At 70.5% G+C, this 26221-nt stretch carries 39 protein-coding genes; 38 read left to right on the forward strand and 1 reads right to left on the reverse strand.

Annotated elements, in window-relative coordinates; translation table 11 throughout:
* The first annotated feature begins 173 nt into the window (after positions 1–173).
* The 34 genes from tuf to truA all read left to right on the forward strand — a co-directional run bounded on the left by tuf (position 174) and on the right by truA (position 20486).
* The gene (tuf, locus tag CO540_RS23190) at positions 174–1367 is read left to right on the forward strand and encodes an elongation factor Tu (RefSeq protein ID WP_091570050.1); all 1194 of its coding nucleotides are present in this window, start codon (positions 174–176) and stop codon (positions 1365–1367) included.
* 355 nt (positions 1368–1722) lie between these two features.
* The gene (gene rpsJ / locus CO540_RS23195; protein ID WP_007073037.1) at positions 1723–2031 is read left to right on the forward strand and encodes a 30S ribosomal protein S10; all 309 of its coding nucleotides are present in this window, start codon (positions 1723–1725) and stop codon (positions 2029–2031) included.
* 11 nt (positions 2032–2042) lie between these two features.
* Entirely contained in the window at positions 2043–2708 is a 666-nt protein-coding gene (rplC, locus tag CO540_RS23200) for a 50S ribosomal protein L3 (RefSeq protein WP_091570055.1), read from the forward strand.
* Positions 2705–3397 (forward strand): 50S ribosomal protein L4, encoded by a 693-nt coding sequence (rplD, locus tag CO540_RS23205; RefSeq protein WP_099163633.1) that lies wholly within the window; start codon positions 2705–2707, stop codon positions 3395–3397. The genes rplC and rplD overlap by 4 nt, the downstream gene beginning before the upstream one ends.
* Positions 3394–3696 (forward strand): 50S ribosomal protein L23, encoded by a 303-nt coding sequence (rplW, locus tag CO540_RS23210; RefSeq protein WP_091317975.1) that lies wholly within the window; start codon positions 3394–3396, stop codon positions 3694–3696. The genes rplD and rplW overlap by 4 nt, the downstream gene beginning before the upstream one ends.
* Positions 3697–3708: 12 nt before the next feature.
* Positions 3709–4548, forward strand: coding sequence for a 50S ribosomal protein L2 (gene rplB / locus CO540_RS23215; protein ID WP_091570064.1), 840 nt, complete (start codon positions 3709–3711; stop codon positions 4546–4548).
* Positions 4549–4560: 12 nt separating this feature from the next.
* Positions 4561–4842 (forward strand): 30S ribosomal protein S19, encoded by a 282-nt coding sequence (rpsS, locus tag CO540_RS23220; RefSeq protein WP_007073032.1) that lies wholly within the window; start codon positions 4561–4563, stop codon positions 4840–4842.
* Between the two features lie 40 nt (positions 4843–4882).
* The gene (rplV, locus tag CO540_RS23225; protein WP_091570068.1) at positions 4883–5335 is read left to right on the forward strand and encodes a 50S ribosomal protein L22; all 453 of its coding nucleotides are present in this window, start codon (positions 4883–4885) and stop codon (positions 5333–5335) included.
* Positions 5335–6216 (forward strand): 30S ribosomal protein S3, encoded by an 882-nt coding sequence (gene rpsC, locus CO540_RS23230; protein WP_091570073.1) that lies wholly within the window; start codon positions 5335–5337, stop codon positions 6214–6216. The genes rplV and rpsC overlap by 1 nt, the downstream gene beginning before the upstream one ends.
* A gap of 3 nt (positions 6217–6219) precedes the next feature.
* On the forward strand, positions 6220–6645 hold the full coding sequence (gene rplP / locus CO540_RS23235) for a 50S ribosomal protein L16 (RefSeq protein ID WP_073834927.1): 426 nt from the start codon (positions 6220–6222) through the stop codon (positions 6643–6645).
* Positions 6645–6881, forward strand: coding sequence for a 50S ribosomal protein L29 (gene rpmC / locus CO540_RS23240; RefSeq protein WP_013288628.1), 237 nt, complete (start codon positions 6645–6647; stop codon positions 6879–6881). Before rplP ends, rpmC begins: the two co-directional genes overlap by 1 nt.
* Positions 6878–7156, forward strand: a complete 279-nt coding sequence (gene rpsQ, locus CO540_RS23245; protein ID WP_098747837.1) for a 30S ribosomal protein S17 — start codon at positions 6878–6880, stop codon at positions 7154–7156. The genes rpmC and rpsQ overlap by 4 nt, the downstream gene beginning before the upstream one ends.
* Positions 7157–7253: 97 nt before the next feature.
* Positions 7254–7622, forward strand: a complete 369-nt coding sequence (gene rplN / locus CO540_RS23250) for a 50S ribosomal protein L14 (protein ID WP_007073026.1) — start codon at positions 7254–7256, stop codon at positions 7620–7622.
* Positions 7619–7939, forward strand: a complete 321-nt coding sequence (gene rplX, locus CO540_RS23255) for a 50S ribosomal protein L24 (RefSeq protein ID WP_172836497.1) — start codon at positions 7619–7621, stop codon at positions 7937–7939. The genes rplN and rplX overlap by 4 nt, the downstream gene beginning before the upstream one ends.
* The gene (gene rplE, locus CO540_RS23260; protein ID WP_091065804.1) at positions 7939–8508 is read left to right on the forward strand and encodes a 50S ribosomal protein L5; all 570 of its coding nucleotides are present in this window, start codon (positions 7939–7941) and stop codon (positions 8506–8508) included. The genes rplX and rplE overlap by 1 nt, the downstream gene beginning before the upstream one ends.
* Before the next feature lies 1 nt (position 8509).
* A complete protein-coding gene (locus CO540_RS23265) occupies positions 8510–8695 on the forward strand; it encodes a type Z 30S ribosomal protein S14 (protein WP_007073023.1) in 186 nt (61 codons plus the stop codon).
* A gap of 98 nt (positions 8696–8793) precedes the next feature.
* Positions 8794–9201: a 30S ribosomal protein S8 gene (rpsH, locus tag CO540_RS23270; RefSeq protein WP_013288624.1), complete on the forward strand. Its 408-nt coding sequence runs from the start codon at positions 8794–8796 to the stop codon at positions 9199–9201.
* A 16-nt stretch (positions 9202–9217) separates the two neighbouring features.
* Positions 9218–9760, forward strand: a complete 543-nt coding sequence (gene rplF, locus CO540_RS23275; RefSeq protein ID WP_098747838.1) for a 50S ribosomal protein L6 — start codon at positions 9218–9220, stop codon at positions 9758–9760.
* On the forward strand, positions 9757–10146 hold the full coding sequence (gene rplR, locus CO540_RS23280; RefSeq protein ID WP_091570085.1) for a 50S ribosomal protein L18: 390 nt from the start codon (positions 9757–9759) through the stop codon (positions 10144–10146). Before rplF ends, rplR begins: the two co-directional genes overlap by 4 nt.
* Before the next feature lie 33 nt (positions 10147–10179).
* Positions 10180–10794 carry a 30S ribosomal protein S5 gene (gene rpsE / locus CO540_RS23285; protein ID WP_013288621.1) on the forward strand — a complete coding sequence of 205 codons (615 nt, stop codon included), beginning with the start codon at positions 10180–10182 and terminating at the stop codon, positions 10792–10794.
* Positions 10794–10976, forward strand: a complete 183-nt coding sequence (rpmD, locus tag CO540_RS23290) for a 50S ribosomal protein L30 (protein WP_013473693.1) — start codon at positions 10794–10796, stop codon at positions 10974–10976. The genes rpsE and rpmD overlap by 1 nt, the downstream gene beginning before the upstream one ends.
* On the forward strand, positions 10976–11419 hold the full coding sequence (gene rplO / locus CO540_RS23295) for a 50S ribosomal protein L15 (protein WP_099163634.1): 444 nt from the start codon (positions 10976–10978) through the stop codon (positions 11417–11419). Before rpmD ends, rplO begins: the two co-directional genes overlap by 1 nt.
* A 235-nt stretch (positions 11420–11654) precedes the next feature.
* Positions 11655–12980 (forward strand): preprotein translocase subunit SecY, encoded by a 1326-nt coding sequence (secY, locus tag CO540_RS23300; RefSeq protein WP_091570092.1) that lies wholly within the window; start codon positions 11655–11657, stop codon positions 12978–12980.
* Complete coding sequence (locus tag CO540_RS23305; protein WP_091570097.1) at positions 12981–13634, forward strand: adenylate kinase; 654 nt, start codon at positions 12981–12983, stop codon at positions 13632–13634. It abuts the gene before it with no gap.
* 95 nt (positions 13635–13729) lie between these two features.
* Positions 13730–14581 (forward strand): type I methionyl aminopeptidase, encoded by an 852-nt coding sequence (map, locus tag CO540_RS23310; protein WP_099163635.1) that lies wholly within the window; start codon positions 13730–13732, stop codon positions 14579–14581.
* A gap of 455 nt (positions 14582–15036) precedes the next feature.
* Positions 15037–15579, forward strand: coding sequence for a DUF1707 domain-containing protein (locus CO540_RS23315; protein ID WP_253866156.1), 543 nt, complete (start codon positions 15037–15039; stop codon positions 15577–15579).
* Positions 15580–15839: 260 nt separating this feature from the next.
* Positions 15840–16061: a translation initiation factor IF-1 gene (gene infA / locus CO540_RS23320; RefSeq protein ID WP_007073013.1), complete on the forward strand. Its 222-nt coding sequence runs from the start codon at positions 15840–15842 to the stop codon at positions 16059–16061.
* A 92-nt stretch (positions 16062–16153) separates the two neighbouring features.
* Complete coding sequence (gene rpmJ, locus CO540_RS23325; RefSeq protein ID WP_012184307.1) at positions 16154–16267, forward strand: 50S ribosomal protein L36; 114 nt, start codon at positions 16154–16156, stop codon at positions 16265–16267.
* Positions 16268–16418: 151 nt separating this feature from the next.
* Positions 16419–16799: a 30S ribosomal protein S13 gene (gene rpsM, locus CO540_RS23330; RefSeq protein ID WP_013288614.1), complete on the forward strand. Its 381-nt coding sequence runs from the start codon at positions 16419–16421 to the stop codon at positions 16797–16799.
* 18 nt (positions 16800–16817) lie between these two features.
* Positions 16818–17225 (forward strand): 30S ribosomal protein S11, encoded by a 408-nt coding sequence (gene rpsK, locus CO540_RS23335; RefSeq protein WP_014440747.1) that lies wholly within the window; start codon positions 16818–16820, stop codon positions 17223–17225.
* A 14-nt stretch (positions 17226–17239) separates the two neighbouring features.
* A complete protein-coding gene (rpsD, locus tag CO540_RS23340) occupies positions 17240–17866 on the forward strand; it encodes a 30S ribosomal protein S4 (RefSeq protein ID WP_091570104.1) in 627 nt (208 codons plus the stop codon).
* A gap of 95 nt (positions 17867–17961) precedes the next feature.
* Positions 17962–18984: a DNA-directed RNA polymerase subunit alpha gene (locus tag CO540_RS23345; protein WP_007073009.1), complete on the forward strand. Its 1023-nt coding sequence runs from the start codon at positions 17962–17964 to the stop codon at positions 18982–18984.
* 34 nt (positions 18985–19018) lie between these two features.
* Entirely contained in the window at positions 19019–19579 is a 561-nt protein-coding gene (gene rplQ, locus CO540_RS23350) for a 50S ribosomal protein L17 (protein WP_091570109.1), read from the forward strand.
* 73 nt (positions 19580–19652) lie between these two features.
* Positions 19653–20486, forward strand: coding sequence for a tRNA pseudouridine(38-40) synthase TruA (truA, locus tag CO540_RS23355; protein ID WP_099163636.1), 834 nt, complete (start codon positions 19653–19655; stop codon positions 20484–20486).
* Between the two features lie 58 nt (positions 20487–20544).
* Here the strand turns inward: truA and CO540_RS23360 are convergent, their stop codons facing one another.
* Positions 20545–21693, reverse strand: coding sequence for a hypothetical protein (locus CO540_RS23360; RefSeq protein ID WP_253866158.1), 1149 nt, complete (start codon positions 21691–21693; stop codon positions 20545–20547).
* A gap of 126 nt (positions 21694–21819) precedes the next feature.
* Here CO540_RS23360 and CO540_RS23365 point away from each other — a divergent pair, with 126 nt between their 5' ends.
* The 4 genes from CO540_RS23365 to CO540_RS23380 all read left to right on the forward strand — a co-directional run bounded on the left by CO540_RS23365 (position 21820) and on the right by CO540_RS23380 (position 26218).
* Positions 21820–22425, forward strand: coding sequence for a class I SAM-dependent methyltransferase (locus CO540_RS23365; RefSeq protein WP_099164906.1), 606 nt, complete (start codon positions 21820–21822; stop codon positions 22423–22425).
* 41 nt (positions 22426–22466) lie between these two features.
* Positions 22467–24146, forward strand: a complete 1680-nt coding sequence (locus CO540_RS23370; RefSeq protein WP_099163637.1) for an ABC-F family ATP-binding cassette domain-containing protein — start codon at positions 22467–22469, stop codon at positions 24144–24146.
* Positions 24143–24940, forward strand: a complete 798-nt coding sequence (locus tag CO540_RS23375; RefSeq protein ID WP_099163638.1) for a nucleotidyltransferase domain-containing protein — start codon at positions 24143–24145, stop codon at positions 24938–24940. The genes CO540_RS23370 and CO540_RS23375 overlap by 4 nt, the downstream gene beginning before the upstream one ends.
* A 315-nt stretch (positions 24941–25255) precedes the next feature.
* Positions 25256–26218, forward strand: coding sequence for an aldo/keto reductase (locus CO540_RS23380; protein WP_172967917.1), 963 nt, complete (start codon positions 25256–25258; stop codon positions 26216–26218).
* The last annotated feature ends 3 nt before the right edge of the window (positions 26219–26221 follow it).

Raw genomic sequence — 26221 nt, forward strand, 5'->3', positions numbered from 1 at the left:
TCCCGCCCGCGACCACCTCGGTCGGGTTGTGTGATTCCGGGCCTGTAGGCTTCATCGCCGCAGAACCCACCAAGGCTCTCCGGCCGTCAGGCCGGAAAGGCTGTCGACAGAGTCCTAAGCGCCGACCGGCGCACCGGGGCGAACGAACCAAGAAAGTCCACAGGAGGACACCAGTGGCGAAGGCGAAGTTCGAGCGGACTAAGCCGCACGTCAACATCGGCACCATTGGTCACATCGACCACGGTAAGACGACGCTGACGGCGGCCATCACCAAGGTCCTGCACGACCAGTTCCCGGACCTGAACCCGTACACGCCGTTCGACGAGATCGACAAGGCGCCGGAGGAGAAGGCCCGCGGCATCACGATCTCCATCGCGCACGTCGAGTACCAGACCGAGGCGCGTCACTACGCGCACGTCGACTGCCCCGGTCACGCCGACTACATCAAGAACATGATCACCGGTGCCGCGCAGATGGACGGCGCGATCCTGGTGGTGGCGGCGACCGACGGCCCGATGCCGCAGACCCGCGAGCACGTGCTGCTGGCCCGTCAGGTCGGCGTGCCGTACATCGTCGTGGCGCTCAACAAGAGCGACATGGTCGACGACGAGGAGCTCCTGGAGCTCGTCGAGCTCGAGGTCCGCGAGCTGCTCTCCTCGCAGGAGTACCCGGGTGACGACCTGCCGGTCGTCCGGGTCTCGGCGCTGAAGGCCCTGGAGGGCGACCCGGAGTGGACCGGGAAGCTCATGGACCTGATGAACGCCGTGGACACCGCGATCCCGCAGCCGGAGCGCGAGACCGAGAAGCCGTTCCTCATGCCCATCGAGGACGTCTTCACGATCACCGGCCGTGGCACCGTGGTGACCGGTCGCGCCGAGCGCGGCATCCTCAAGCCGAACGAGGAGGTGGAGATCGTCGGCATCCGCGAGAAGTCGATGAAGACCACCTGCACCGGCATCGAGATGTTCCGCAAGCTGCTCGACGAGGCCCGCGCGGGTGAGAACGTCGGTCTGCTGCTGCGCGGCATCAAGCGCGAGGACGTCGAGCGCGGCATGGTCGTCATCAAGCCGGGCACCACGACCCCGCACACGGAGTTCGAGGCGACGGTCTACATCCTCTCCAAGGAGGAGGGTGGCCGCCACACCCCGTTCTTCCAGAACTACCGCCCGCAGTTCTACTTCCGGACCACGGACGTCACCGGCGTCGTCACGCTGCCCGAGGGCACCGAGATGGTCATGCCGGGCGACAACACCTCGATGTCGGTGAAGCTGATCCAGCCCATCGCCATGGAGGAGAACCTGAAGTTCGCGATTCGCGAGGGTGGTCGTACGGTCGGCGCGGGTCGCGTCACCAAGATCGTCAAGTGAGCTGGGTAACCCCGATTAGCGTCGCCGCCGGTCGTGCGGCATACTAGTCAGGTTGCGTAACGACGGTCGGTCGCCCGCGTCCGGTTGAGGCTGGACCTCCGGGAGTCAGACTGTCTCGCGTTGGGTGGTTGACCGCCATCGGCGGTCAACCACCCTCGCGCGGCGTTCAGGTCGCGGTCCCCGCGATCGGCGCCACGACCCACCGCGTGGTCAGAGAATCGCTCCGGAGTCCCGGGGCGGAGCCTGGCCCACGGGCGCGACACGCCCGACCGCGGGGGTCGGCGGAAGTGGGCCTGTGCCAGCCGGTACAGGCGCCCGCAACACAGCGGCATCGAGAGAAGGAACAGAAGCCACCATGGCGGGACAGAAGATCCGCATCCGGCTCAAGGCCTATGACCACGAGGTCGTCGACTCCTCGGCTCGGAAGATCGTCGAGACGGTGACGCGTACCGGGGCGCAGGTCGCTGGCCCGGTGCCGCTGCCCACGGAGATCAACCGTTTCTGCGTCATCCGCTCGCCGCACAAGTACAAGGACTCGCGCGAGCACTTCGAGATGCGCACGCACAAGCGTCTGATCGACATCATCGACCCGACCCCGAAGACGGTCGACTCGCTCATGCGCCTCGACCTGCCGGCTGGCGTCGACATCGAGATCAAGCTGTAGGGATCGATCAAATGGACAGGCAAGTCAAGGGGATCCTGGGCGCCAAGCTCGGCATGACCCAGGTCTGGGACAACAACAAGGTTGTCCCCGTGACCGTGGTGCAGGCCGGCCCGTGCGTCGTGAGCCAGGTTCGTAGCGCCGACAAGGACGGTTACTCCGCGGTCCAGCTGGCGTACGGGGCCATCGACCCGCGCAAGGTCAAGAAGCCGGTCGCCGGGCACTACGCCAAGGCGGACGTCGCGCCGCGCCGGCACATCGTCGAGCTGCGCACCTCGGACGCCGCGGACTACTCCGCCGGCCAGGAGGTCACGGTCGAGGAGTTCCCGGCCGGCGTCGTGATCGACGTGACCGGCAAGACCAAGGGCAAGGGCTACGCCGGCCCGATGAAGCGGCACGGCTTCCACGGCCTGCGCGCGAGCCACGGTGTCGAGCGCAAGCACCGCTCGCCCGGCTCGATCGGCGCCTGCGCCACCCCGGGTCGCGTCTTCAAGGGCACCCGGATGGCGGGCCGGATGGGTGGCGTGCGCTACACCGTCCAGAACCTGACCGTCCAGGCGGTCGACACCGAGAACAACCTCCTGCTCGTCCGTGGCGCCATTCCCGGCCCCAAGGGCGCGCTCGTCCTGGTCCGTACCGCGGCCAAGGCGAAGGTGAAGAAGGGCGGTGCGGCCAAGTGACCACCGTTGACGTCCTCAACGTCGAAGGCGGCAAGAGCGGCTCCGTCGAGCTGCCGGCCGACATCTTCGACGCGCAGGCGAACATCGCGCTGATGCACCAGGTCGTGGTGGCTCAGCTCGCGGCGGCCCGGCAGGGCACGCACAAGACCAAGACCCGCGGCGAGGTCTCCGGTGGAGGCAAGAAGCCGTACAAGCAGAAGGGCACCGGTCGTGCCCGCCAGGGTTCGACCCGCGCGCCGCAGTTCGCCGGCGGTGGCGTGGTCCACGGCCCGGTGCCGCGCGACTACAGCCAGCGCACCCCGAAGAAGATGAAGGCCGCCGCTCTGCGTGGCGCCCTCTCGGACCGGGCCCGCGCCGGCCAGGTGCACGTCGTCGAGGCGTTCGTCTCGGGCGAGAAGCCGTCGACCAAGGCGGCTCTGACCACGCTGGCGAAGCTGACCACGGCCCGTCGGGTCCTGGTCGTGCTGAGCAGCACCGACGAGCTGAACTGGGTGTCGCTGCGGAACCTGCGCAACGCGCGGGACAGCCGGGTGCACCTGATCGAGGCCGGCCAGCTCAACACGTACGACGTGCTGGTGGCCGACGACGTGGTCTTCACCAAGGAGGCCCTGGACGAGTTCCTGGGTCTGCCGACGGAGGTCGGCCCCGCGGCCGAGTCCGCCGAGACCACCGAGGAGGGTGGCAAGTGAGCACGATCGCCGATCCGCGCGACATCATCGTCGCTCCGGTCGTCTCGGAGAAGAGCTACAGCGAGCTGAACCGCAACTGGTACACCTTCCTGGTGCACCCGGACGCCAACAAGACCGAGATCAAGATCGCTATCCAGCAGATCTTCAACGTCCGCGTCCTGACGGTCAACACGCTCAACCGTGAGGGCAAGCGCAAGCGCACCAAGACCGGCTTCGGTCAGCGCAAGTCCACCAAGCGGGCGATCGTGAAGCTGGCTGACGGAGACCGTATCGAGGCCTTCGGCGGCCCGGTCAGCTGAGGGGTGTAGACAATGGCTATCCGTAAGTACAAGCCGACGACGCCGGGCCGGCGTGGCTCGAGCGTTGCCGACTTCGCCGAGATCACCCGGTCGACGCCCGAGAAGTCGCTGCTGGCTCCGCTGCCGAAGAAGGGCGGACGCAACGCCCACGGCCGGATCACCACGCGGCACCACGGTGGCGGCCACAAGCGCCAGTACCGTCTGATCGACTTCAAGCGGGTCGACAAGGACGGCGTGCCGGCGAAGGTCGCCCACATCGAGTACGACCCGAACCGCACCGCGCGCATCGCGCTGCTGCACTACGCCGACGGCGAGAAGCGCTACATCCTCGCGCCGAAGGACCTGAAGCAGGGCGACGCCGTGGAGTCGGGCCCGGGCGCCGACATCAAGCCGGGCAACAACCTGCCGCTGCGCAACATCCCGGTCGGTACCACCATCCACAACGTGGAGCTGCGTCCGGGCGGCGGCGCCAAGCTGGCCCGCTCGGCCGGCGTCGGCATCCAGCTGCTCGGCCGTGAGGGCGCGTACGCGACCCTGCGTATGCCGTCCGGCGAGATCCGGCGGGTGGACGTGCGCTGCCGCGCCAGCATCGGCGAGATCGGCAACGCCGACCAGTCGAACATCAACTGGGGCAAGGCCGGCCGCATGCGGTGGAAGGGCAAGCGCCCGACCGTCCGTGGTGTCGCGATGAACCCCGTCGACCACCCGCACGGTGGTGGTGAGGGTAAGACCTCCGGTGGTCGCCACCCGGTCAACCCGCAGGGTAAGCCCGAGGGCCGCACCCGTCGTAAGGGCCAGCCGAGCGACCGGCTGATCGTCCGCCGCCGCTACGCCACGCGTAAGCGCGGCTGAGGGAGATAAGACATGCCTCGCAGCCTGAAGAAGGGCCCGTTCGTCGACGACCACCTGCTCAAGAAGGTGGAGACGCAGAACGACAAGGGCTCGAAGAACGTCATCAAGACCTGGTCGCGACGCTCGACGATCATCCCGGAGATGCTGGGTCACACGATCGCCGTGCACGACGGACGCAAGCACGTCCCGGTCTTCGTGACCGAGGCCATGGTCGGGCACAAGCTCGGCGAGTTCGCGCTGACCCGCACGTTCAAGGGTCACGAGAAGGACGACCGGAAGAGCCGCCGGCGCTGACGCCGCGGGCATACGGATAGAGGAACAAGGGGTTACAGCGATGCCAGGAAAGGGCGACGCTCCGGTGCTTCCGGGCGCGCGGGCGGTTGCGCGGCACGTGCGCATCTCGCCGATGAAGGCGCGCCGGGTGGTCAACCTCGTCCGCGGCCTGCCCGCGAAGGAGGCGCTCACGGTGCTGCAGTTCGCGCCGCAGGCGGCGAGCGAGCAGGTGTACAAGGTGCTCGCTAGCGCGATCGCCAACGCGGAGAACAACGAGCGGCTGGACCCCGATGCGCTGCTCGTCAGCGAGGCGTTCGTCGACGAGGGCCCGACGATGAAGCGGTTCCGGCCGCGGGCGCAGGGCCGGGCCTACCGGATCCGCAAGCGGACCTGCCACATCACCGTGGCGGTCGAGGCCGTGGCTGCGGCCGCGCCGAAGAAGTCGGCCAAGAAGGCCGCTCCGGCCAAGCAGGCCGAGCCGGCGCAGCAGAGCACGACGGAGGGTGCCGAGTAATGGGTCAGAAGGTTCACCCCACCGGGTTCCGGCTCGGCATCTCGACCGACTGGAAGTCCCGCTGGTTCGCGGACAAGCTCTACAAGGACTACATCGGCGAGGACGTCAAGATCCGCCGGATGATGTCCAAGGGCCTCGAGCGTGCCGGGATCTCCAAGGTCGACATCGAGCGCACCCGGGACCGGGTCCGCGTCGACATCCACACCGCCCGGCCGGGCATCGTCATCGGCCGTAAGGGTGCGGAGGCCGACCGGATCCGCGGCGAGCTGGAGAAGCTCACCGGCAAGCAGGTCCAGCTGAACATCATCGAGGTGAAGAGCCCCGAGTCGGACGCGCAGCTGGTCGCCCAGGGCGTCGCCGAGCAGCTGTCCAGCCGGGTCAGCTTCCGTCGGGCCATGCGCAAGGCGATGCAGTCCGCGATGAAGAACCCGGTCTGCAAGGGCATCCGGGTGCAGGTCTCGGGTCGTCTCGGCGGCGCCGAGATGAGCCGGACCGAGTTCTACCGCGAGGGCCGGGTCCCGCTGCACACGCTGCGGGCCAACATCGAGTACGGCTTCTTCGAGGCCCGTACCACCTTCGGCCGGATCGGCGTGAAGGTCTGGATCTACAAGGGCGACGCCGTGCCGGGCCGCGAGGCCCCGGCCGAGGCCGCCCCGTCGCGCGGCCCGCGCCGTGACCGTGGCGACCGGCCGGACCGGCCGCGCCGTGGTCGGTCGGGCTCGTCGGGTACGACCGCCGGTGGCACCGAGGCCGGCCGCGCTGCCGCGACCACCATCGCGCAGCAGGCGGAGACGCCGGCCGGTGAGCCGGTCGACAGCAGCGCTGTCGCCGCAGCCGCCTCGGCTCCGAACCAGCCGGCAGAACAGCAGCAGGAGGGCTGACAGATGCTGATGCCGCGCAAGCCCCCGAAGGGCTTCCGCAAGCCGCACCACCCGGACCGCCACGGCGCGTCCAAGGGCGGTAACCGGGTGGTGTTCGGCGAGTTCGGGATCCAGGCTCTCGAGCCGGCGTACGTGACCAACCGTCAGATCGAGTCGGCGCGTATCGCGATGACCCGTCACATCAAGCGTGGCGGCAAGGTCTGGATCACGATCTTCCCGGACCAGGCCCTCACCAAGAAGCCGGCCGAGACCCGGATGGGTTCCGGTAAGGGTTCGCCCGAGTGGTGGGTCGCCAACGTCAAGCCGGGGCGGGTCCTCTTCGAGATGTCCTTCCCCAACGAGCAGATCGCGCGAGAGGCGATGCGTCGCGCGATCCACAAGCTCCCGATGAAGTGCCGCATTGTTACGCGCGAAGTGGGTGAATCCTGATGGCAGCGGGCGTCAAGCCTTCCGAGCTGCGTGAGCTCTCCGAGGAGGAGCTGGTCACGAAGCTGCGCGAGGCCAAGGCGGAGCTGTTCAACCTCCGCGTGCAGGCCGCAACCGGGCAGCTGGACAACAACCGGCGGCTGCAGGTCATCCGTCGGGAGATCGCCCGGATCTACACGATCATGCGTGAGCGTGAGCTGGGTCTCTCGGCCGCGCCGACTGAGGTGACTGCATCATGAGTGAGAACACCACCACCGCCGCCGCGCGGTCCCGCCGCAAGGTCCGCGAGGGCCTCGTGGTCAGCGACAAGATGGACAAGACCGTCGTGGTCGAGGTCGAGGACCGGGTCAAGCACGCGCTGTACGGCAAGATCATGCGCCGTACGAGCAAGCTGAAGGTGCACGACGAGCAGAACTCGGCCGGCATCGGCGACCGGGTCCTGATCATGGAGACCCGGCCGCTCTCCGCCACCAAGCGGTGGCGGCTCGTGGAGATCCTCGAGAAGGCCAAGTAGCGAAGGCTCGAGCTCGGCCGGTATCGGTCGGGCGCAGGTTCCGCCAGGCTCCGGCCGCCCCCGGCGGCCGGAGAACCGGCAGACATAGGAGATAGACGTGATTCAGCAGGAGTCGCGACTGCGCGTCGCCGACAACACGGGTGCCCGGGAGATCCTGTGCATCCGGGTTCTCGGTGGCTCCGGTCGGCGCTACGCGAGCATCGGCGACGTCATCGTGGCCACGGTCAAGGACGCGATCCCCGGTGCCGGTGTGAAGAAGGGCGACGTCGTCAAGGCCGTCGTCGTTCGGACCGCCAAGGAGAAGCGGCGGCCGGACGGGTCGTACATCCGCTTCGACGAGAACGCCGCCGTCATCATCAAGGACGGTGGGGACCCGCGCGGTACCCGCATCTTCGGCCCGGTGGGCCGGGAGCTGCGGGACAAGCGGTTCATGAAGATCATCTCTCTCGCGCCGGAGGTGTTGTGACCGTGAAGGTCAAGAAGGGCGACACGGTCGTCGTCATCGCCGGCAAGGACAAGGGTGCCAAGGGCAAGGTCATCGCGGCCTACCCGCGGCAGGACAAGGTCCTGGTCGAGGGCGTGAACCGGGTCAAGAAGCACACCCGCATCAGCACCACCCAGCGTGGCGCCAAGACCGGTGGCATCGTCACCCAGGAGGCCCCGATCCACGTCTCGAACGTGATGGTCCTGGACTCCGACGGCAAGCCGACCCGCATCGGCTACCGGATCGACGACAACGGCCAGAAGGTCCGCATCGCGCGTAGCACCGGTAAGGACCTGTGATGACCACGGCTACCGAAACCAAGACCCTGCCGCGCCTCAAGGAGCGGTACCGCAACGAGGTCGTGGCGAAGCTGCAGGAGCAGTACGCCTACGGCAACCCCATGCAGGTGCCCGGCCTGGTCAAGATCGTCGTCAACATGGGTGTCGGCGAGGCCGCTCGGGACGCCAAGCTGATCGACGGCGCGGTCCGCGACCTCGCCACGATCACCGGTCAGAAGCCGCTGGTCCGGCGGGCGACCAAGTCCATCGCGCAGTTCAAGCTCCGCGAGGGCATGCCGATCGGCGCGAAGGTCACCCTCCGCGGCGACCGGATGTGGGAGTTCCTGGACCGGCTGCTGTCGATCGCGCTGCCGCGTATCCGTGACTTCCGCGGTCTGGACGGGCGCAAGCTCGACGGGCACGGCAACTACACGTTCGGTCTGACCGAGCAGTCGGTGTTCCACGAGATCGACCAGGACAAGATCGATCGCCAGCGGGGCATGGACATCACGGTGGTCACGACCGCCACGACCGACGACGAGGGCCGGGCGCTGCTCAAGCTCCTGGGCTTCCCGTTCAAGGAGAACTGAGATGGCCAAGAAGGCGCTGATCCTCAAGGCGGCCGCGAAGCCGAAGTTCTCGGTTCGCGCGTACACCCGCTGCCAGCGGTGCGGGCGTCCGAAGGCGGTCTACCGCAAGTTCGGTCTCTGCCGGGTGTGCATCCGGGAGATGGCCCACCGCGGTGAGCTGCCCGGCGTGTCCAAGGCTTCCTGGTAATAGCCCGGCGCGCTCCGGCGCGTCAGCTGAACTGTCTCTTCGCCGTAGGCCCCGGGCCTGGCCCGGGGAACCCCGGCGAGAAAGGTTGACGAGTTTTCATGACGATGACCGACCCGATCGCAGACATGCTCACGCGTCTGCGTAACGCCAACCAGGCGTACCACGACCGGGTGACGATGCCCTACTCGAAGATCAAGGCGAACATCGCCGAGGTCCTCAAGGCCGAGGGTTACATCGCCACCTGGTCGGTCGAGGAGCCCGAGGAGGGCGCCGTCGGCAAGCGACTGGTCGTCGAGCTGAAGTACGGCCAGAACCGCGAGCGGAGCCTGGCCGGCATCAAGCGCGTGTCCAAGCCCGGTCTCCGGGTGTACGCCAAGTCGGACGGGCTCCCGCGGGTGCTCGGCGGGCTGGGCGTGGCGATCATTTCGACGTCCCAGGGGCTGCTCACCGACCGGCAGGCCCGCAAGCGGAGCGTTGGCGGGGAAGTCCTCGCCTTCGTCTGGTAACGGGAGACAGGTAGAAATGTCGCGTATTGGACGTAAGTCGATCCCGGTGCCATCCGGCGTCGACATCACGATCGACGGCCAGACCGTCAAGGTCAAGGGCCCCAAGGGCGAGCTGAGCCACGTGCTGGCCGAGCCGATCACGGCGGAGCGGGGCGAGGACGGCGCGCTGCACGTCAACCGGCCCAACGACGAGCGCAAGGCCAAGGAGCTGCACGGCCTGAGCCGTACGCTGGTGGCCAACATGATCGTCGGCGTGACCGAGGGCTACCGCAAGAGCCTGGAGATCGCCGGTACCGGTTACCGCGTGACCGCCAAGGGCAAGGACCTGGAGTTCGCGCTCGGGTTCTCGCACCCGGTGCTCGTGCCGGCGCCGGACGGCATCACGTTCACGGTGGAGCGGCCGACGCTGTTCCACGTGGCCGGCATCGACAAGCAGCAGGTCGGCGAGGTCGCCGCCAACATCCGGAAGATCCGCCCGCCGGAGCCCTACAAGGGCAAGGGCGTGAAGTACCAGGGCGAGGTCATCCGCCGCAAGGCTGGAAAGGCAGGTAAGAAGTGAGCGCCACGCTGCTCAAGCGCCGCCGCGGCGTCGCCGCCAAGCGTGCCGTCGGGCGTGCGCGTCGGCACTTCCGGGTCCGCAAGAACGTCAACGGCACGGCCGAGCGTCCCCGCCTGGTCGTCACCCGCTCCCTGCGGCACATGGTCGCCCAGGTCGTCGACGACACCAAGGGTCACACCCTGGCGTCGGCCTCGACCATGGACGCCTCGCTGCGCGGCGCCGAGGGCGACAAGAGCGCCCTGGCCGGCAAGGTCGGCGCCCTGCTCGCCGAGCGCGCCAAGGCCGCCGGCGTCTCGAAGGTCGTCTTCGACCGCGGTGGCAACCGGTACGCGGGGCGGGTCGCCGCGCTTGCCGACGCCGCCCGCGAAGCCGGGCTCGAGTTCTAGAAACCCCGTCACGAGAGAGAAGGAAGGCTGCTGATGCCAGGTCAACAGCGCCGTGGCGGCGGGTCCGGTGGCAACGAGGGTGGTCGCCGCGACAACCGCCGTGAGGGCGGCCGCGGAAACGCGCCCGTCGAGAAGACCCCGCACCTCGAGCGGGTCGTCGCGATCAACCGCGTCGCCAAGGTCGTGAAGGGTGGTCGTCGCTTCAGCTTCACCGCCCTGGTGATCGTGGGCGACGGCGACGGCACCGTCGGTGTGGGCTACGGAAAGGCCAAGGAGGTGCCCGCGGCGATCGCCAAGGGTGTCGAGGAGGCCAAGAAGCACTTCTTCAAGGTGCCGCGGATCGGTCAGTCGATCCCGCACCCGGTGACGGGTGAGGACGCGGCCGGTGTGGTGCTGCTCAAGCCGGCCTCGGCCGGTACGGGTGTCATCGCCGGCGGTCCGGTGCGCGCCGTGCTGGAGTGCGCGGGCATCCACGACGTGCTCTCCAAGAGCCTCGGCTCGTCGAACCCGATCAACATCGTGCACGCCACCGTGGCGGCCCTGAAGGGGCTCGAGTCCCCCGAGCAGGTCGCGGCGCGTCGTGGTCTGCCGGTCGAGGACGTCGCGCCGGCCGCCATGCTGGCGTCGCGGGCGGGGGTGGCGTCCTGATGGCACGCCTGAAGGTCACCCAGGTCCGGTCCGAGATCGGGACCAAGAAGAACCAGCGTGACTCGCTGCGTTCCCTCGGTCTCAAGCGGATCAACGACGTGGTGGTCAAGGAGGACCGGCCGGAGATCCGCGGCATGATCTTCACGGTCAACCACCTCGTGAAGGTCGAGGAGGTCGAGTAATGACGATCAAGGTGCACCACCTGCGTCCGGCTCCGGGTGCCAAGACCGACAAGACCCGTGTGGGTCGCGGTGAGGGCTCGAAGGGCAAGACCGCCGGCCGCGGTACCAAGGGTTCGAAGGCCCGCAAGAACATCTCGGCGGCGTTCGAGGGTGGGCAGATGCCCATCCACATGCGCCTGCCGAAGATGAAGGGCTTCAAGAACAAGTTCAAGGTCGTGTTCCAGGTGGTCAACCTGGACCGGCTCGCCGAGCTCTTCCCGAACGGCGGCCAGGTCGGCCCGGTCGAGCTGGTCGAGGCCGGTGCGGTCCGCAAGGGCCACCCGGTCAAGGTGCTCGGCACCGGCGACCTCGGCGGTGTGTCCCTCCAGGTGACGGCGCACGCGTTCAGCGCGTCGGCCAAGGAGAAGATCACCGCGGCCGGTGGCTCGGTCACCGAGCTGTAAGGCATGTTCGTGGCGCCCGCTCAGTTGTTCACAACTGGGCGGGCGCCATGGTCTACCGGCGACGTGTGCGCCGGGTAACATCGGATTCGTTTTATGTAGCCGGGCACATCTGCCCGGACCGGGACCGGGCTGTTAGAGTCCGTTCCCAGCCATGGATATCGGGCGCTCCGCCCGGCACCCACCCCGCCCCGCCAGGGATCGTCACCGGCGGCCCGCGTCGCGCAGGAGGAAGAAGTTGCTGTCCGCCTTTCTCAGTGCGTTCCGTACGCCTGACCTGCGCAAGAAGCTGCTGTTCACAGTAGGCATCATCGCGGTCTACCGGCTGGGCGCCACGCTGCCCAGCCCGGGCGTCTCGTACGGCAACGTGCAGAAGTGCCTCGACACCATCCAGGGCAGCACCGGCGTGCTCAACCTGCTGGATCTCTTCTCCGGCGGCGCGCTGCTCCAGCTCTCGGTCTTCGCGCTGGGCATCATGCCCTACATCACCGCGTCGATCATCCTGCAGCTGCTGACGGTGGTGATCCCGCGGCTGGAGCAGCTCCGCAAGGAGGGCCAGGCCGGCCAGGCGAAGATCACCCAGTACACCCGCTACCTGACGCTGGGCCTGGGCATCCTCCAGTCCTCGGCGTTCGTGGCGCTGGCCCGCTCCGGGCAGCTGTTCAACAACCAGTGCGACCAGTTCCCGATCGTGCCCAAGGGCACCGGCATCCCGGACTGGCTGACGCTGACCATCCTGGTCATGACGATGACCGCCGGCACCGGCGTGGTGATGTGGCTCGGTGAGCTGATCACCGACCGCGGCGTCGGCAACGGCATGTCCGTGCTGATCTTCACCTCGATCGCGGCCCGCCTCCCCAGCGAGGGCTGGAAGATCAAGACCACCAAGGGCTGGGGGATGTTCCTCCTCGTCATCGCCCTGGTGCTCCTGGTCATCACCGCGGTGACCTTCATCGAGCAGGCGCAGCGCCGGATCCCGGTGCAGTACGCCAAGCGCATGATCGGCCGGCGGATGTACGGCGGCACCTCGACCTACATCCCGCTCAAGGTGAACCAGGCCGGCGTCATCCCGGTCATCTTCGCCTCGTCGCTGCTCTACCTGCCGCAGCTCGCGCTCCAGTTCTTCGATCCGAACGACCCGGGCAAGGTCCAGGCGTGGATCCAGAACCACATCGTGAAGGCGAGCGCGCCGGAGCACATCGCGATCTACTTCCTGCTGATCATCTTCTTCACCTACTTCTACGTGTCCATCACGTTCAACCCGACCGAGGTCGCGGACAACATGAAGAAGTACGGCGGCTTCGTGCCGGGCATCCGCCCCGGCAAGCCGACCGCCGAGTACCTCGACTTCATCCTCAGCCGGATCACCCTGCCGGGTGCGCTCTACCTGGGCATCATCGCGATCCTGCCGAACTTCTTCTTCATCTGGCTGGACAACCAGCAGTTCCAGAACTTCCCGTTCGGCGGCACCGCTGTGCTCATCATGGTCGGCGTCGGTCTGGAGACCGTGAAGCAGATCGAGAGCCAACTCATGCAGCGGAACTACGAAGGGTTCCTGCGGTAGATGCGACTCGTTCTGGTTGGCCCGCCGGGCGCGGGCAAGGGCACACAGGCGGAGTTCATCGCCGCCCACCTCTCGGTGCCGAAGATCTCGACCGGTGACATCTTCCGGGCCAACGTCACCCAGGGCACGCCCCTGGGTGTCGAGGCCAAGCGGTACATGGACGCCGGCAAGCTGGTCCCGGACGACGTCACCATCAACATGGTGCGCGACCGGCTCGCCGAGCCGGACGCCGGCGAGGGCTTCCTGCTCGACGGTTTCCCGCGCACCACGCCGCAGGCCGCCGAGCTGGACAAGCTCCTCGCCGACCTGGGCTCCGCGCTGGACCTGGTGCTGGAGCTGGTCGTCGACGACGACGAGGTGATCCGGCGGCTGTCCGGCCGGCGCACCTGCCGGGGCTGCGGCAAGATCTGGCACGTCGAGTTCGACGCGACCACCCGCGAGGGCATCTGCGACCGCTGCGGCGCGGAGCTGTTCCAGCGGGACGACGACAAGCCGGAGACCATCGCGGCGCGGCTGCGGGAGTACGCCGAGAAGACCGCGCCGCTGGTGGACTACTACGGCGCCCAGGGCAAGCTGGTCGGCATCGACGCGACCGGGCCGGTGGAGGACGTCACCGTCCGGGCCATCGACGCGCTGCGCTCCTACGGCGGCTGACGACCCACCGCCGTCCGGCGGATAGAGTGCGAACGGCGGGGTACGCGCGACGTGCCCCGCTGTTCCGCGTACGCGCGACGAAAGGTTAGACCGCCATGCGCCGTCCCCAGCTGGACATCCAGCTGAAGACCCCCGAGCAGATCGAGCTGATGCGGGCCGCCGGTCTGGTGGTCGCCCGTGCCCTGCGCCGGATGCGTGAGGCGGTCGCCCCCGGCGTGACGACGGCCGACCTCGACGCGATCGCCGAGGCCACCATCCGGGAGGCGGGCGCGGTCCCGTCGTTCAAGGGCTACCACGGGTTCCCGGCGTCGATCTGCTCCTCGGTCAACGAGCAGGTGGTGCACGCCATCCCGTCGGCCCAGCAGGTGCTGCGCGAGGGTGACCTGATCTCGATCGACTGCGGCGCGGTGCTCGACGGCTGGCACGGCGACGCGGCCGTCACGGTGGCGGTGGGGGAGGTCGACCCGGCACTGCTGCGGATGGCCGAGGTGGCCGAGGACGCGATGTGGGCCGGCATCGCCACCGCCGCCCGGGGCGCGGCCTCCGGCAAGGGCCGGCTCACCGACATCTCCCACGCGGTGGAGAGCGCGGTCCGCAAGGGCGGCCGGTACGGGATCGTCGACGGCTACGGCGGCCACGGCATCGGCACCGAGATGCACCAGGACCCGCACGTGCTGAACCACGGCCGCCCCGGCAAGGGGCCGCGCCTGGTTCCCGGCCTGGCGCTCGCCATCGAGCCGATGATCACGATGGGCTCTCCGCGCACGGTCGAACTGTCCGACGGCTGGACCGTGGTGACGCGCGACCGCTCGATGGCGGTACACGTCGAGCACTCGATGGCGCTGCTGGACGACGGCGTCTGGGTGCTGACCGCCGAGGACGGCGGCCGGGCCCGCCTCGGCGACCTGGTCACCGCCCGCCAGCCCGCGGACTCCCCGGCCCGCTGACCCGTCCGGCCGGCCCGCCGCTCACCCTCGCGGCGTCAGCCGCCCCCGGTGTTCCGCCGGGTTTGGCGGCCGGGACGGTCGCGGTGTCCTGTCGGGCTACGGCTCGACGGCCGGACGGCGCGGTGTTCTGTCAGGCTCGACCACTCGGCGGGCGCGGTGTTCGGCCGGGCCTGGCGACCGGCGTCCCGGCGCCCGGGCGTCGCGGCGTCCCGGCGACCGTCCGGCATTCTGCAGGGACGGCGGGGGCCACGGCGATCCCGACTGGCGGTTCGTCACTTCAACCGATATATCGCCTGGTCATAATTATGACCAGGCGGTATATCGGCGCGGGGTTGCCTCCCTGCCAGCCGGGTCACGCTACGTGGCGGGCGTCGAGGAGGCCGGCGGGCGCGGTTGGGGCGCGGGCCGGGTGGCGGGTTTCCGTCCGGTGGCGGGCCGGTGGCATCCTTGCCGTCATGGACGGGCAGCGGGAGATGCGGGCGGCCGACCGTGACCGGGAGGCCACGGCGGAACGGCTCCGGGTGGCGCTGGAGGAGGGCCGGCTCGGCCTGCACGAGTACGACGAGCGGCTGGCCCGCGCGTACGGCGCCCGCACCTACGCCGACCTGGACGAGGTGGTGGCCGACCTGCCGGGCCCGGCGCCGGCCGAGCGGTCCGCCGTGGTGCCCGCCACCCCGACGCCACCGCCCGCGACGCCACCACTCGCGCCGGCGCCGCCCGCGCCCGCAGCGGCCGTCCCGGGCGGCGAGCCGGCCGCCGGGGCCGGGACGCCGGCCGCGCCGGACACCCGCTCGCGGCTGCTCGGCCTCTGGATGCCCTGGCTGCGGGTGGCCGCGCTGCTGCTGCCGATCTGGCTGATCAGCGTGATCGCCACCGGCCACACCGCCGGTGTCTGGCCGCTCTGGGTGCTGGGGCCGTGGGGCGGCCTGGTGCTGATGCAGTCGGTCGGGCTGATCGGCGTCGACCACGGTCGGAAGCGAGGCGACCGCCACCGCTGAGGCGGCGGGAGCTGTGCCGCTGGTCACAGCCGCGCCGGAAATTCCCCGTCGGGGGGATCGGACGGCCGGCCGGTTTGGCGACGGTGCGCGTGCGGGCGTACACTTTCAGATCGGCGCACAGCGTCCACTCCGCCATGCCCACCCTGCGCTTCGGTGGGAGTCGGAGCCGCGGCTGGCGCGGGTGACCTGATCTTGGTCAGTTCACCCGTGTAAGACGTTGTGGGCCGTCCGGAGTAACCGACGTCAGGACAGCGGAGTACATGCCGAAAAAAGACGGAGCCATCGAGATCGAGGGTCGGGTCATCGAGCCCCTGCCGAACGCCATGTTCCGGGTGGAGCTCGCGAACGGCCACAAGGTGCTGGCTCACATCAGCGGCAAGATGCGGCAGCACTACATCCGCATCCTGCCGGAGGACCGGGTCGTCGTCGAACTGTCGCCGTACGACCTGACCCGCGGGCGCATCGTCTACCGCTACAAGTAAGCCTGACGACGGCCGGGACGTCCCCGTGTCCGTCTTCGACGTCCGGGTCGCGCTCCGTCGCGTCTCCGGGCCAGATGGGAAGTAAGGCAACCGTGAAGGTCAAGCCGAGCGTCAAGAGGATCTGCAACAAGTGCCGGGTGATCCGCCGGCACGGCCGGGTCATGGTCATCTGCACCGACCCGCGCCACAAGCAGCGCCAGGGCTGACGCCCCACACATCACCAGCTCGTCCCAGCCGCGGACGGTGCGCAGCGCGTACCTCTCGTGGTTGACCCCCGGTCGGAGGCCGGGGCCCGCTCGGGCAGCGGGGTGGGACGGGTCCACACCTCCGCCACAATCATGAGGAGTACGCCCGCACATGGCACGTCTAGTCGGCGTGGATCTCCCCCGCGAGAAGCGGATGGAGATCGCGCTCACCTACATCTTCGGGGTCGGTCGCACCCGCGCCCTGGAGACGCTCGCCGCGACCGGCATCTCGCCGGACAAGCGCGTTCGCGACCTCACGGACGAGGAGCTCGTCGAGCTCCGGAACCACATCGAGGGCAACTACAAGGTTGAAGGCGACCTGCGCCGCGAGGTCGCCGCTGACATCCGCCGCAAGGTCGAGATCGGCTGCTACGCCGGTATCCGGCACCGCCGCGGTCTGCCCGTGCGTGGTCAGCGCACCAAGACCAACGCGCGGACCCGGAAGGGCCCGAAGCGGACCGTGGCCGGCAAGAAGAAGCCCGGCAAGAAGTAACTAGGAGCGCACAGACTTATGCCACCGAAGGCTCGTGCCGGAGCCGCCGTCAAGAAGGTCCGGCGCAAGGAACGCAAGAACGTCGCCCACGGGCAGGCGCACATCAAGAGCACCTTCAACAACACCATCGTGTCCATCACGGACCCGACCGGTGCGGTCATCTCCTGGGCCTCGTCCGGCCAGGTGGGCTTCAAGGGCTCCCGCAAGTCGACCCCGTTCGCCGCGCAGCTGGCCGCCGAGGCCGCCGCGCGTCGGGCCATGGAGCACGGCATGCGCAAGGTCGACGTGTTCGTCAAGGGCCCCGGCTCCGGCCGGGAGACCGCCATCCGTTCGCTGCAGGCCGCTGGGCTGGAGGTCGGGCAGATCTCCGACGTCACCCCGCAGCCGCACAACGGGTGCCGTCCGCCGAAGCGTCGCCGGGTCTGAGAGGTTAGAGAGAGATGGCTCGTTACACCGGTGCTGACTGCCGCCGTTGCCGGCGGGAGAAGATGAAGCTGTTCCTCAAGGGCAGCAAGTGCGATGGTCCGAAGTGCCCGTTCGAGTCCCGGCCGTTCCCGCCCGGGCAGCACGGCCGCGGTCGGACCAAGGAGACGGAGTACCTGCTCCAGCTCCGTGAGAAGCAGAAGGCCCGTCGGGTCTACGGCGTGCTCGAGAAGCAGTTCCGCGGCTACTACGAAGAGGCCGTGGGCAAGAAGGCGAAGACCGGTGAGGTCCTCCTTCAGATCCTCGAGTCGCGGCTCGACAACGTGGTCTACCGGGCCGGCTACGCCAAGTCCCGGGACATGGCCCGTCAGCTGGTCAAGCACGGTCACTTCATGGTGAACGGCAAGAAGGTCGACATCCCGTCGTACCGCGTCAAGGAGCACGACATCATCGAGGTCCGGGGCAAGAGCAAGGAGCTCACCCCGTTCATCGTCGCGCAGGCCGAGGCCGGCTCCAAGACCGTTCCGGCGTGGCTCGAGGCCATCCCCAGCCAGATGAAGGTCCTCGTGCACTCGCTCCCGGCCCGTCAGGTGATCGACACCCAGGTCCAGGAGCAGCTGATCGTCGAGCTCTACTCCAAGTAAGGGCTCGCTGCGGTGGCCCGCCCTCCGGGGCGGGCCACCGGAACAGTTGTGTCGTGGGCGTCAAATAGCGGGCGCCCCGGAAGAGAAGAGAAAAGATGCTCATCAGCCAGCGACCGTCTCTCTCCGAAGAGTCGATCAACGAGACCCGCTCCCGGTTCACCATCGAGCCGCTGGAGCCCGGCTTCGGCTACACGCTGGGCAACTCGCTGCGGCGCACGCTGCTGTCGTCCATCCCGGGCGCGGCGGTCACCTCGATCAAGATCGACGGTGTGCTGCACGAGTTCACCACGATCCCCGGGGTCAAGGAGGACGTGGTCGAGCTCGTCATGAACATCAAGGAGCTGTGCGTCAGCTCCGAGCACGACGAGCCGGTCAGCATGTACCTGCGCAAGCAGGGCCCGGGCGACGTGACCGCCGGTGACATCCAGCCCCCGGCCGGTGTCTCGGTGCACAACCCGGACCTGAAGCTCGCCACCCTCAACGGCAAGGGCCGGCTCGACATGGAGCTGACCGTCGAGCGGGGTCGGGGCTACGTCACCGCGGCGCAGAACAAGCAGGCGGGCGCCGAGATCGGCCGGATCCCGGTCGACTCGATCTACTCGCCGGTGCTCAAGGTGACGTACCGCGTCGAGGCGACCCGGGTCGAGCAGCGGACCGACTTCGACCGGCTGATCATCGACGTCGAGACCAAGCCGTCGATGGGCCCGCGAACCGCGCTGGCCTCGGCCGGCTCGACGCTGGTGGAGCTGTTCGGGCTCGCCCGCGAGCTGGACGAGACCGCCGAGGGCATCGACATCGGGCCGTCCCCGCAGGACGCCCAGCTGGCGGCGGACCTGGCTCTGCCGATCGAGGAGCTGGACCTCACCGTCCGCTCCTACAACTGCCTCAAGCGCGAGGGCATCAACTCCGTTGGTGAGCTGATCGGGCGTACCGAGGCCGACCTTCTCGACATCCGCAACTTCGGTCAGAAGTCGATCGACGAGGTCAAGATGAAGCTCGCCGGGATGGGCCTGGGGCTGAAGGACTCGGCTCCGAACTTCGACCCGGCGCACGTCGTGGACGCCTTCGGCGAGGCCGACTACGACACCGACGACTACCGCGAGACCGAGCAGCTCTAGTCCGCGCTGCCGCCACACCTGAGGAGCACCAAGCATGCCCACGCCCACCAAGGGCCCCCGCCTCGGCGGCAGCCCCGCGCACGAGCGGCTGATGCTGGCCAACCTGGCCACCGCGCTGTTCCAGCACGGCAAGATCCAGACCACCGAGACGAAGGCCCGGCGGCTGCGTCCGCTGGCCGAGCAGCTCATCACCAAGGCCAAGCGCGGCGACCTCGCCTCGCGTCGGCGGGTGCTGGGCGTCGTCAAGGACAAGGACGTGGTCTACTCCCTGTTCGACCAGATCGCGCCCCGGTACGCCAACCGCAACGGTGGCTACACCCGGATCGTGAAGACCGGCCCGCGCAAGGGTGACGCCGCTCCGATGGCGATCATCGAGCTGGTGGAGGAGCTTCAGGTCGCCGAGCCGAAGGCGAACAAGAAGACCGCCGCCCGCAAGGCCGCCCAGCAGGACAAGGTCGAGGCCCTGGCCCCGGCCGAGGAGGCCCCGAAGTCCAGCGCCGGTGACCAGGACGCCGAGGCTCCGGTCTCCGCGTCCGGCGACACCGCCGCCGCCCGTGAGGACAGCGACGAGGCCACCGAGAACGACAAGGCCTGATCGCAGGCAGCATCGTCGGGCCCGGCACCCCCTCGTGGGGTGCCGGGCCCGACGCCGTCAACGGAGGTACGAGGTGAGCGAGCGGACCCGGCTGCGGCTGGACGTCTCGTACGACGGCACGGACTTCTCCGGCTGGGCGCCCCAGCCCACCCGGCGCACGGTCGCCGGGGTGCTCATGGAGGCCCTGGACCTGGTGCTCGGCGCGGGCACCGCGACCGGCCTGACCGTGGCCGGGCGCACCGACGCCGGGGTGCACGCCACCGGGCAGGTCTGCCACCTGGACCTGCCCACCGAGGTGTGGCGCGAGCACGACGGGCGGCTGCTGCGCCGGTTGGCCCGCCTCCTCCCGCCGGACGCCCGGGTCCGCGCGATGACCGAGGTCCCCGCCGACTTCGACGCCCGGTTCTCGGCCACCTACCGGCGCTACGAGTACCGGGTCACCGACGCGCCCTGGGGCGCCGAGCCGCTGCGCCGCCGGGACACCCTGGCCTGGCCGAAGCCGCTGGACCTGACCGCGCTCAACGCCGCCGCGACCGGGCTGGTCGGCGAGCACGACTTCGCCGCGTACTGCCGGCGCAAGGAGAACGCCACCACGCTGCGCGAGGTGACCCGGCTGGACTGGCGGCGCGACCCGGACGGGATCCTGGTCGCCACCGTGCAGGCCGACGCGTTCTGCCAGAACATGGTGCGCAGCCTGGTCGGCGCCATGCTGGTCGCCGGGGACGGGCGGCGGCCGGTGGAGTGGCCGGCCGGCCTGCTGAGCCGCCGGGAGCGGTCCAGCGAGGTGACCGTGGCGCCGGCACACGGCCTGGCGCTGGTCGAGGTCGGCTACCCGACCGACCCCGCCGAGTACGCCCGCCGCGCCGACCTCACCCGCCGGCTGCGCGTGCCCGTCGCGGAGGGCTGAGCGGACACGGAACGGCCCGCCACCCCGCGTGGGGTGACGGGCCGTCGGCGGGCCGGGTTCAGTCGTCCGAGCCGCGTTGTCCGGCGCTGTCCTCGGTCGGACCGTCGGTGGGCTGGCCGGCCGTCCCGCCGGCGGCCCGGCGGTCCAGCACGCTCCGGTTCAGGTGCAGCTCGATCAGGTCGTACATGATCTCGCGGGCGGTGGTGTCGTCGGTCGGGATGCGCTCCCCGTCGGCGCGGGTGACGAGGCAGTAGGCGACGTAGTGGCCGCGTACCTGCCAGCCGACCCGGGCGGCGGCCTTCTCCACCGCCTCGGTGTCGTCGCCCGCCTTCATGCCGCGGAAGCGGCCCTGCCGGTCGTCCAGCAGCGGTCGGATCCGGTCGCGCACCCGCTGGGCGCTGGCCACGTCGGTCAGGTTGAACAGGCCGGCGGTGACCAGGTGGTCGCCGTCGGGGGAGCGGAGCGTGCCCCGGACCACCTGGTTGCAGCCGAGCCGGACCAGCAGGTCGGCGATCTCGCCGGTGGCGGCGGAGGCGCAGTTGGCGCTCGCCTGGGTCTTGAGCACCCGGTAGGCCGGCTTGCCGTCGGTGATCACCAGGCTCTTGGCCGGGAAGACCTCCTTGGCGGTCAGCGCCGCCTGGTCGGTGTCCCGGGAGTCCAGGTCGGACCCGGCGGGCGCGGTGGTCTGCTCGACCGTCGGCTGCGGCGTCGGCTGGCCGGCCGGTGGGGTGGTGACCCGCTCGTCGAGCAGCGCCGCGACGGCCAGCCCGGTCAGCGAGAGCAGGAGCAGCACGGCGGCGCCGCCGATCAGCGTCTGCAGGACCCGGCCGCCGCGCCGGCGGTCGGTGTGCCGGGTCCGCGGCGGGTCCCACGCGTCGCCGGTACGCGCGGTCGGGCTGGCCGGGATCGGCACGGTCGGCCGGGCGGTCGCGGCCGGCACGGGCTGCGGGACCGGCGGCGCGGGCTGTGGCACCGGGGACGGCTCCCGGGGCGGCGCGGGGCGGCCCGGCGTCGGCGCCGGCGGCGCGGGCGCGGGCGCGCGGGCGGCGTCGCCGGCCGGCCGGGCCGGTGGCAGCGACGGGGTGGGGAAGCGGGAGGGCGACGGGCCCGCGGGCGGCGGCGTCGCGGCTCCGGGCCCGGTGGGGGCCGACCCGGGCTTCGGGTACTCCAGGAAGGCGTCCTCGTCGGACTCGTACCGGTACACCATGTGGGATAGAGTAGGGCCGATTGTCCCTTTCAGGGGTAATATCGGGAAATTCTGGCGGAGTGGCGTCCGATGCTCCCCGCCGCACCGTCGCCGGGCCCGCTGCCGGCCGGTGCGACAATGCCGGACGTGACCGGCGACCACTACTTCACCGCTGAACCGACGACCCCGGCCCGCCCGCGCGAGGTCGAGTTCTCCGTCGCCGGGCGCGACTACACCCTCACCTCGGCCGCCGGCGTCTTCTCCGCCGACCGGCTCGACCCCGGCACCGCGGTGCTGCTGCGCAAGGCGGCACTGCCCTCCGCCGGCGAGACCGGTCCGCTGCTCGACATCGGGTGCGGGTTCGGCCCGATCACCTGCGTCCTGGCCACCGTCGCGCCGGCCGCCACGGTCTGGGCGGTGGACGTCAACGAGCGGGCCCGCGCCCTCACCACCACCAACGCGGCCCGGGTCGACGCCGCCGACCGGGTCCGCGCCGTCGCCCCGGACGAGATGCCGGCGGACGTCACCTTCACCCAGATCTGGTCCAACCCGCCGATCCACATCGGCAAGGCGGAACTGCACGACCTGCTGCTGCGCTGGCTGCCCCGGCTCACCCCGGACGGCGTGGCGTGGCTGGTCGTCGCCCGCCACCTCGGCGGCGACTCGCTGCACCGCTGGCTGGTCGAGCAGGGATGGCAGGTCGACCGGCACGCCAGCCAGAAGGGCTACCGGGTGCTCCGGGTCACCCGGTAATCGGGTGTCGCCCGCGTGGCCCGCTCGGGCAGGATGCCCGCGTGGGATACGTGGACGTGGCAGGGGTCGGGCACATCCTCCCGGACGGCCGGGAGCTGTTCGGCGACGTGTCGTTCCGGGTCGGCGAGGGCGCCAAGGTGGCGCTCGTCGGGCCCAACGGCGCCGGCAAGACCACGCTGCTGCGCATGGTCGCCGGTGACCTGCCGGTGCGCACCGGCGCGATCGCCCGCAGCGGCGGGCTCGGCGTGATGCGGCAGTTCATCGGCATGATCGGCGACGAGTCGACGCTCGCCGACCTGGCCCTGTCGCTGGCGCCGCCGGCGCTGCGCGACGCCGGGCGGCGGCTCGCCGAGACCGAGGCGGCCATGCGGTCGGCCGAGGTCCGCGGCAAGTACAGCTCCGCCGCCGCCAAGACCCAGCTCGCGTACGCGGACGCGCTGGCCGCCTGGGGCGAGACCGGCGGGTACGACGCCGAGGTGCTCTTCGACACCGTCGCCACCGTCGTGCTGGACCTGCCCTGGGACAGCGCCCGGGACCGGCCGGTGCGGACGCTCTCCGGCGGCCAGCAGAAACGCTTCGCGCTGGAGCTGCTCCTGCGCGGCCCGGACGAGGTGCTGCTGCTCGACGAGCCGGACAACTTCCTCGACGTGCCCGGCAAGCGGTGGCTGGAGGCGCGACTGCGCGAGTCCGGCAAGTCGGTGCTCTACGTCTCGCACGACCGCGAGCTGCTGGCCCAGACCGCCGACCGGGTGGTGGCCGTCGAGGGCGGCAGCGCCTGGGTGCATCCGGGTGGCTTCGCGAGCTGGCACTCCGCGCGGGTGGCCCGGCACGACCGCCTCGACGAGCTGCGCAAGCGCTGGGACGAGGAGCACGAGAAGCTGCGCGAGCTGATGTTGATGTACAAGCAGAAGGCCGCGTACAACTCGGGAATGGCCTCGCGGTACCAGGCCGCGCAGACCCGGTTGCGCAAGTTCGAGGAGGCCGGGCCGCCGCCCGTACCCCCGAAGGACCAGGACATCCGGATGCGGCTGACCGGCGGGCGGACCGGCAAGCGGGCGGTGATCGCCGAGCAGCTGGAGCTGGACGGCCTGACGTACCCGTTCGACCTGGAACTCTGGTACGGCGACCGGGTCGCGGTGCTCGGCGCGAACGGCACCGGCAAGTCGCACTTCCTGCGGCTGCTGGCCCGCGGCGGCACCGATCCGGACCCGGGCAACACGCCTGTCGACGGCGCCGCCGCCCTCGCGCCGGTCGCGCACGGCGGCGTGGTCCGGCTCGGCGCGCGGGTCCGGCCGGGGCACTTCTCGCAGACCCACGACCGGCCGGAGTTGATGGACAAGACGCTGGTCGAGGTGCTGTGGCGCGGTGACGAGCACCGGGCCGGGATGGACCGGCACGCGGCCATGGGGGCGCTGTCCCGCTACGAGCTGGCCGGCCAGGGCGACCAGCGGTTCGGCACGCTCTCCGGCGGCCAGCAGGCCCGGTTCCTGGTGCTGCTGCTGGAGCTGTCCGGGGCCACGCTGCTGCTGCTCGACGAGCCGACCGACAACCTCGACCTGGCCTCCGCCGAGGCGTTGGAGGCCGGGCTGACCGCGTTCGAGGGGACGGTGATCGCGGTGACCCACGACCGCTGGTTCACCCGTACCTTCGACCGGTTCGTGCTGTTCCGGGGTGACGGCGACGTGGTCGAGACGCCGGAACCGGTCTGGGACGTCGGATGATCGACCAGGGACTGGTCGACCGGCTGTGCGCGGTCGACGGCGTGGTCGCGGTGGCGCTCGGCGGCAGCCGGGCCCGCGGCGACCACCGGCCCGACTCCGACTGGGACCTCGGGCTCTACTACCGGGGCGAGCCGGACCTGGCCGCGCTGCGCGCGGTGGCCGCCTCGGTCGCCGACGGCCCGGTGGACCTCACCGCGCCCGGTGACTGGGGGCCCTGGGTCGACGGCGGCGGCTGGCTGCGCGTCGGCGGGGCAGCGGTGGACTGGATCTACCGGGACCTGGACCGCGTGCGGCGGATCTGGGCGGACTGCCGGGCCGGCCACTACACGGTGCAGGTGCAGGCCGGTCATCCGCTCGGCTTCTACTCGCACGCGTACGCGGGGGAGGTGGCGCTCGGGCAGGTGCTCGGCGACCCGACCGGTGAGCTGACCGCGTTGCGGGCCGAGACCGTCGACTACCCGCCCGCGCTCGGCGCCGCGCTGCTGGCCGGCGGCTGGGAGACCGGGCTGCTGCTCGACGGCGCGGCGAAGGGGGCGGCCGGGGGCGACGCCGGCTACGTCGCCGGGTGTCTGTTCCGCGTCGTCGGGGTGCTGGCGCACGCGTTGCACGGCCGGGCGGGGCGGTGGCTGGTCAACGAGAAGGGCATGATCACTGCCGCCGGCCGGTTGCCGGGTGCGCCGCCGGACTTCGCCGACCGGGCGCACGCGCTGTTCGGCGCGGTGGGGCGTACCCCGCTGGAGTTGGCGGCGACGGTCGCCGACGCCCGCGCGCTGGCCGCCGACGTGCTGGGCTGAGCGGTCTGCGGCGGTCGTGCGGCGCGGCGCGTGGGCGGGCGGACGTTCGGTGCTGGTCGTGCGGCGTGGCGCGTGGGCGGGCGGACGTTCGGTGCTGGTCGTGCGGCGTGGCGCGTGGGCGGGCGGACGTTCGGCGATGGTGGCGCGGCGGCGGCGTGGCGTGGCGTGACGGCGGCGTGGCGTGACGGCGGCGTGGCGGCGCGGCGTGGCGCGGGGCGTCCGCCGGACGCCTGTGGAGCTGATGCCGCGGACGACTCACCTCGGCGGTGACCCGGCCCGGCGCTCGCCGGGTGGCGGCACGGGCGCGGGCATAGGGTGGATCTCGTGAGTGAGATGACCTACCGCCGGCTGGGCGACTCCGGACTCGTGGTGTCCGTGGTCGGCATCGGCTGCAACAACTTCGGCCGCAAACTCGACAGCGACGGCACCCGGGCGGTGGTGGACGCCGCGCTCGACGCCGGGATCACCTTCTTCGACACCGCCGACATCTACGGCGAGCCGCAGGGCGGCTCCGAGGAGCTGCTCGGGCAGGCGCTCAAGGGACGCCGCGACGACGTGGTGGTCGCCACCAAGTTCGGGATGGACATGCACGGCGCGAACGGGCCGGATCACGGCGCCCGGGGCGCCCGCCGCTACATCGCCCGCGCGGTCGAGGCGTCGCTGCGCCGGCTCGGCACCGACCACATCGACCTCTACCAGATGCACGAGCCGGACCCGGGCACGCCGATCGACGAGACGCTCGCCGCGCTGGACGACCTGGTGACCGCCGGCAAGGTGCGCTACCTCGGCAACTCCAACTTCGCCGGGTGGCAGATCGCCGACGCCGACTGGACCGCGTCGTCGCAGGGCCGCACCCGGTTCATCTCCGCGCAGAACCACTACTCGCTGCTGGAACGCGGCGTGGAGGACGAGGTGATCCCCGCCTGCGAGCGGTTCGGCCTCGGCATGCTGCCGTTCTTCCCGCTCGCCAACGGGCTGCTCACCGGCAAGTACAAGCGCGACGAGGCGCCCCCGGCGGGCAGCCGGCTGGCCGGCGGCGGCCGGTACGCCGAGCGGCTGGCCGCCGCGCGCTGGGACACCATCGAGGCGATCGAGGCGTACGCGGCCGAGCGCGGGATCAGCATGCTCCAGGTGGCCATCGGCGGGCTGGCCGCCCGGCCCGCGGTGACCTCGGTGATCGCCGGCGCCACCACGCCCGAGCAGGTACGCGCCAACGCCGAGGCGGGCACCTGGCAGCCGTCCGACGAGGACCTGGACGCCCTCGACGCCCTCCTCTGACGG

The sequence above is a fragment of the Micromonospora sp. WMMA2032 genome (genome assembly GCF_002688545.1).
GTDB classification, from domain to species: Bacteria; Actinomycetota; Actinomycetes; order Mycobacteriales; family Micromonosporaceae; genus Micromonospora; species Micromonospora sediminicola.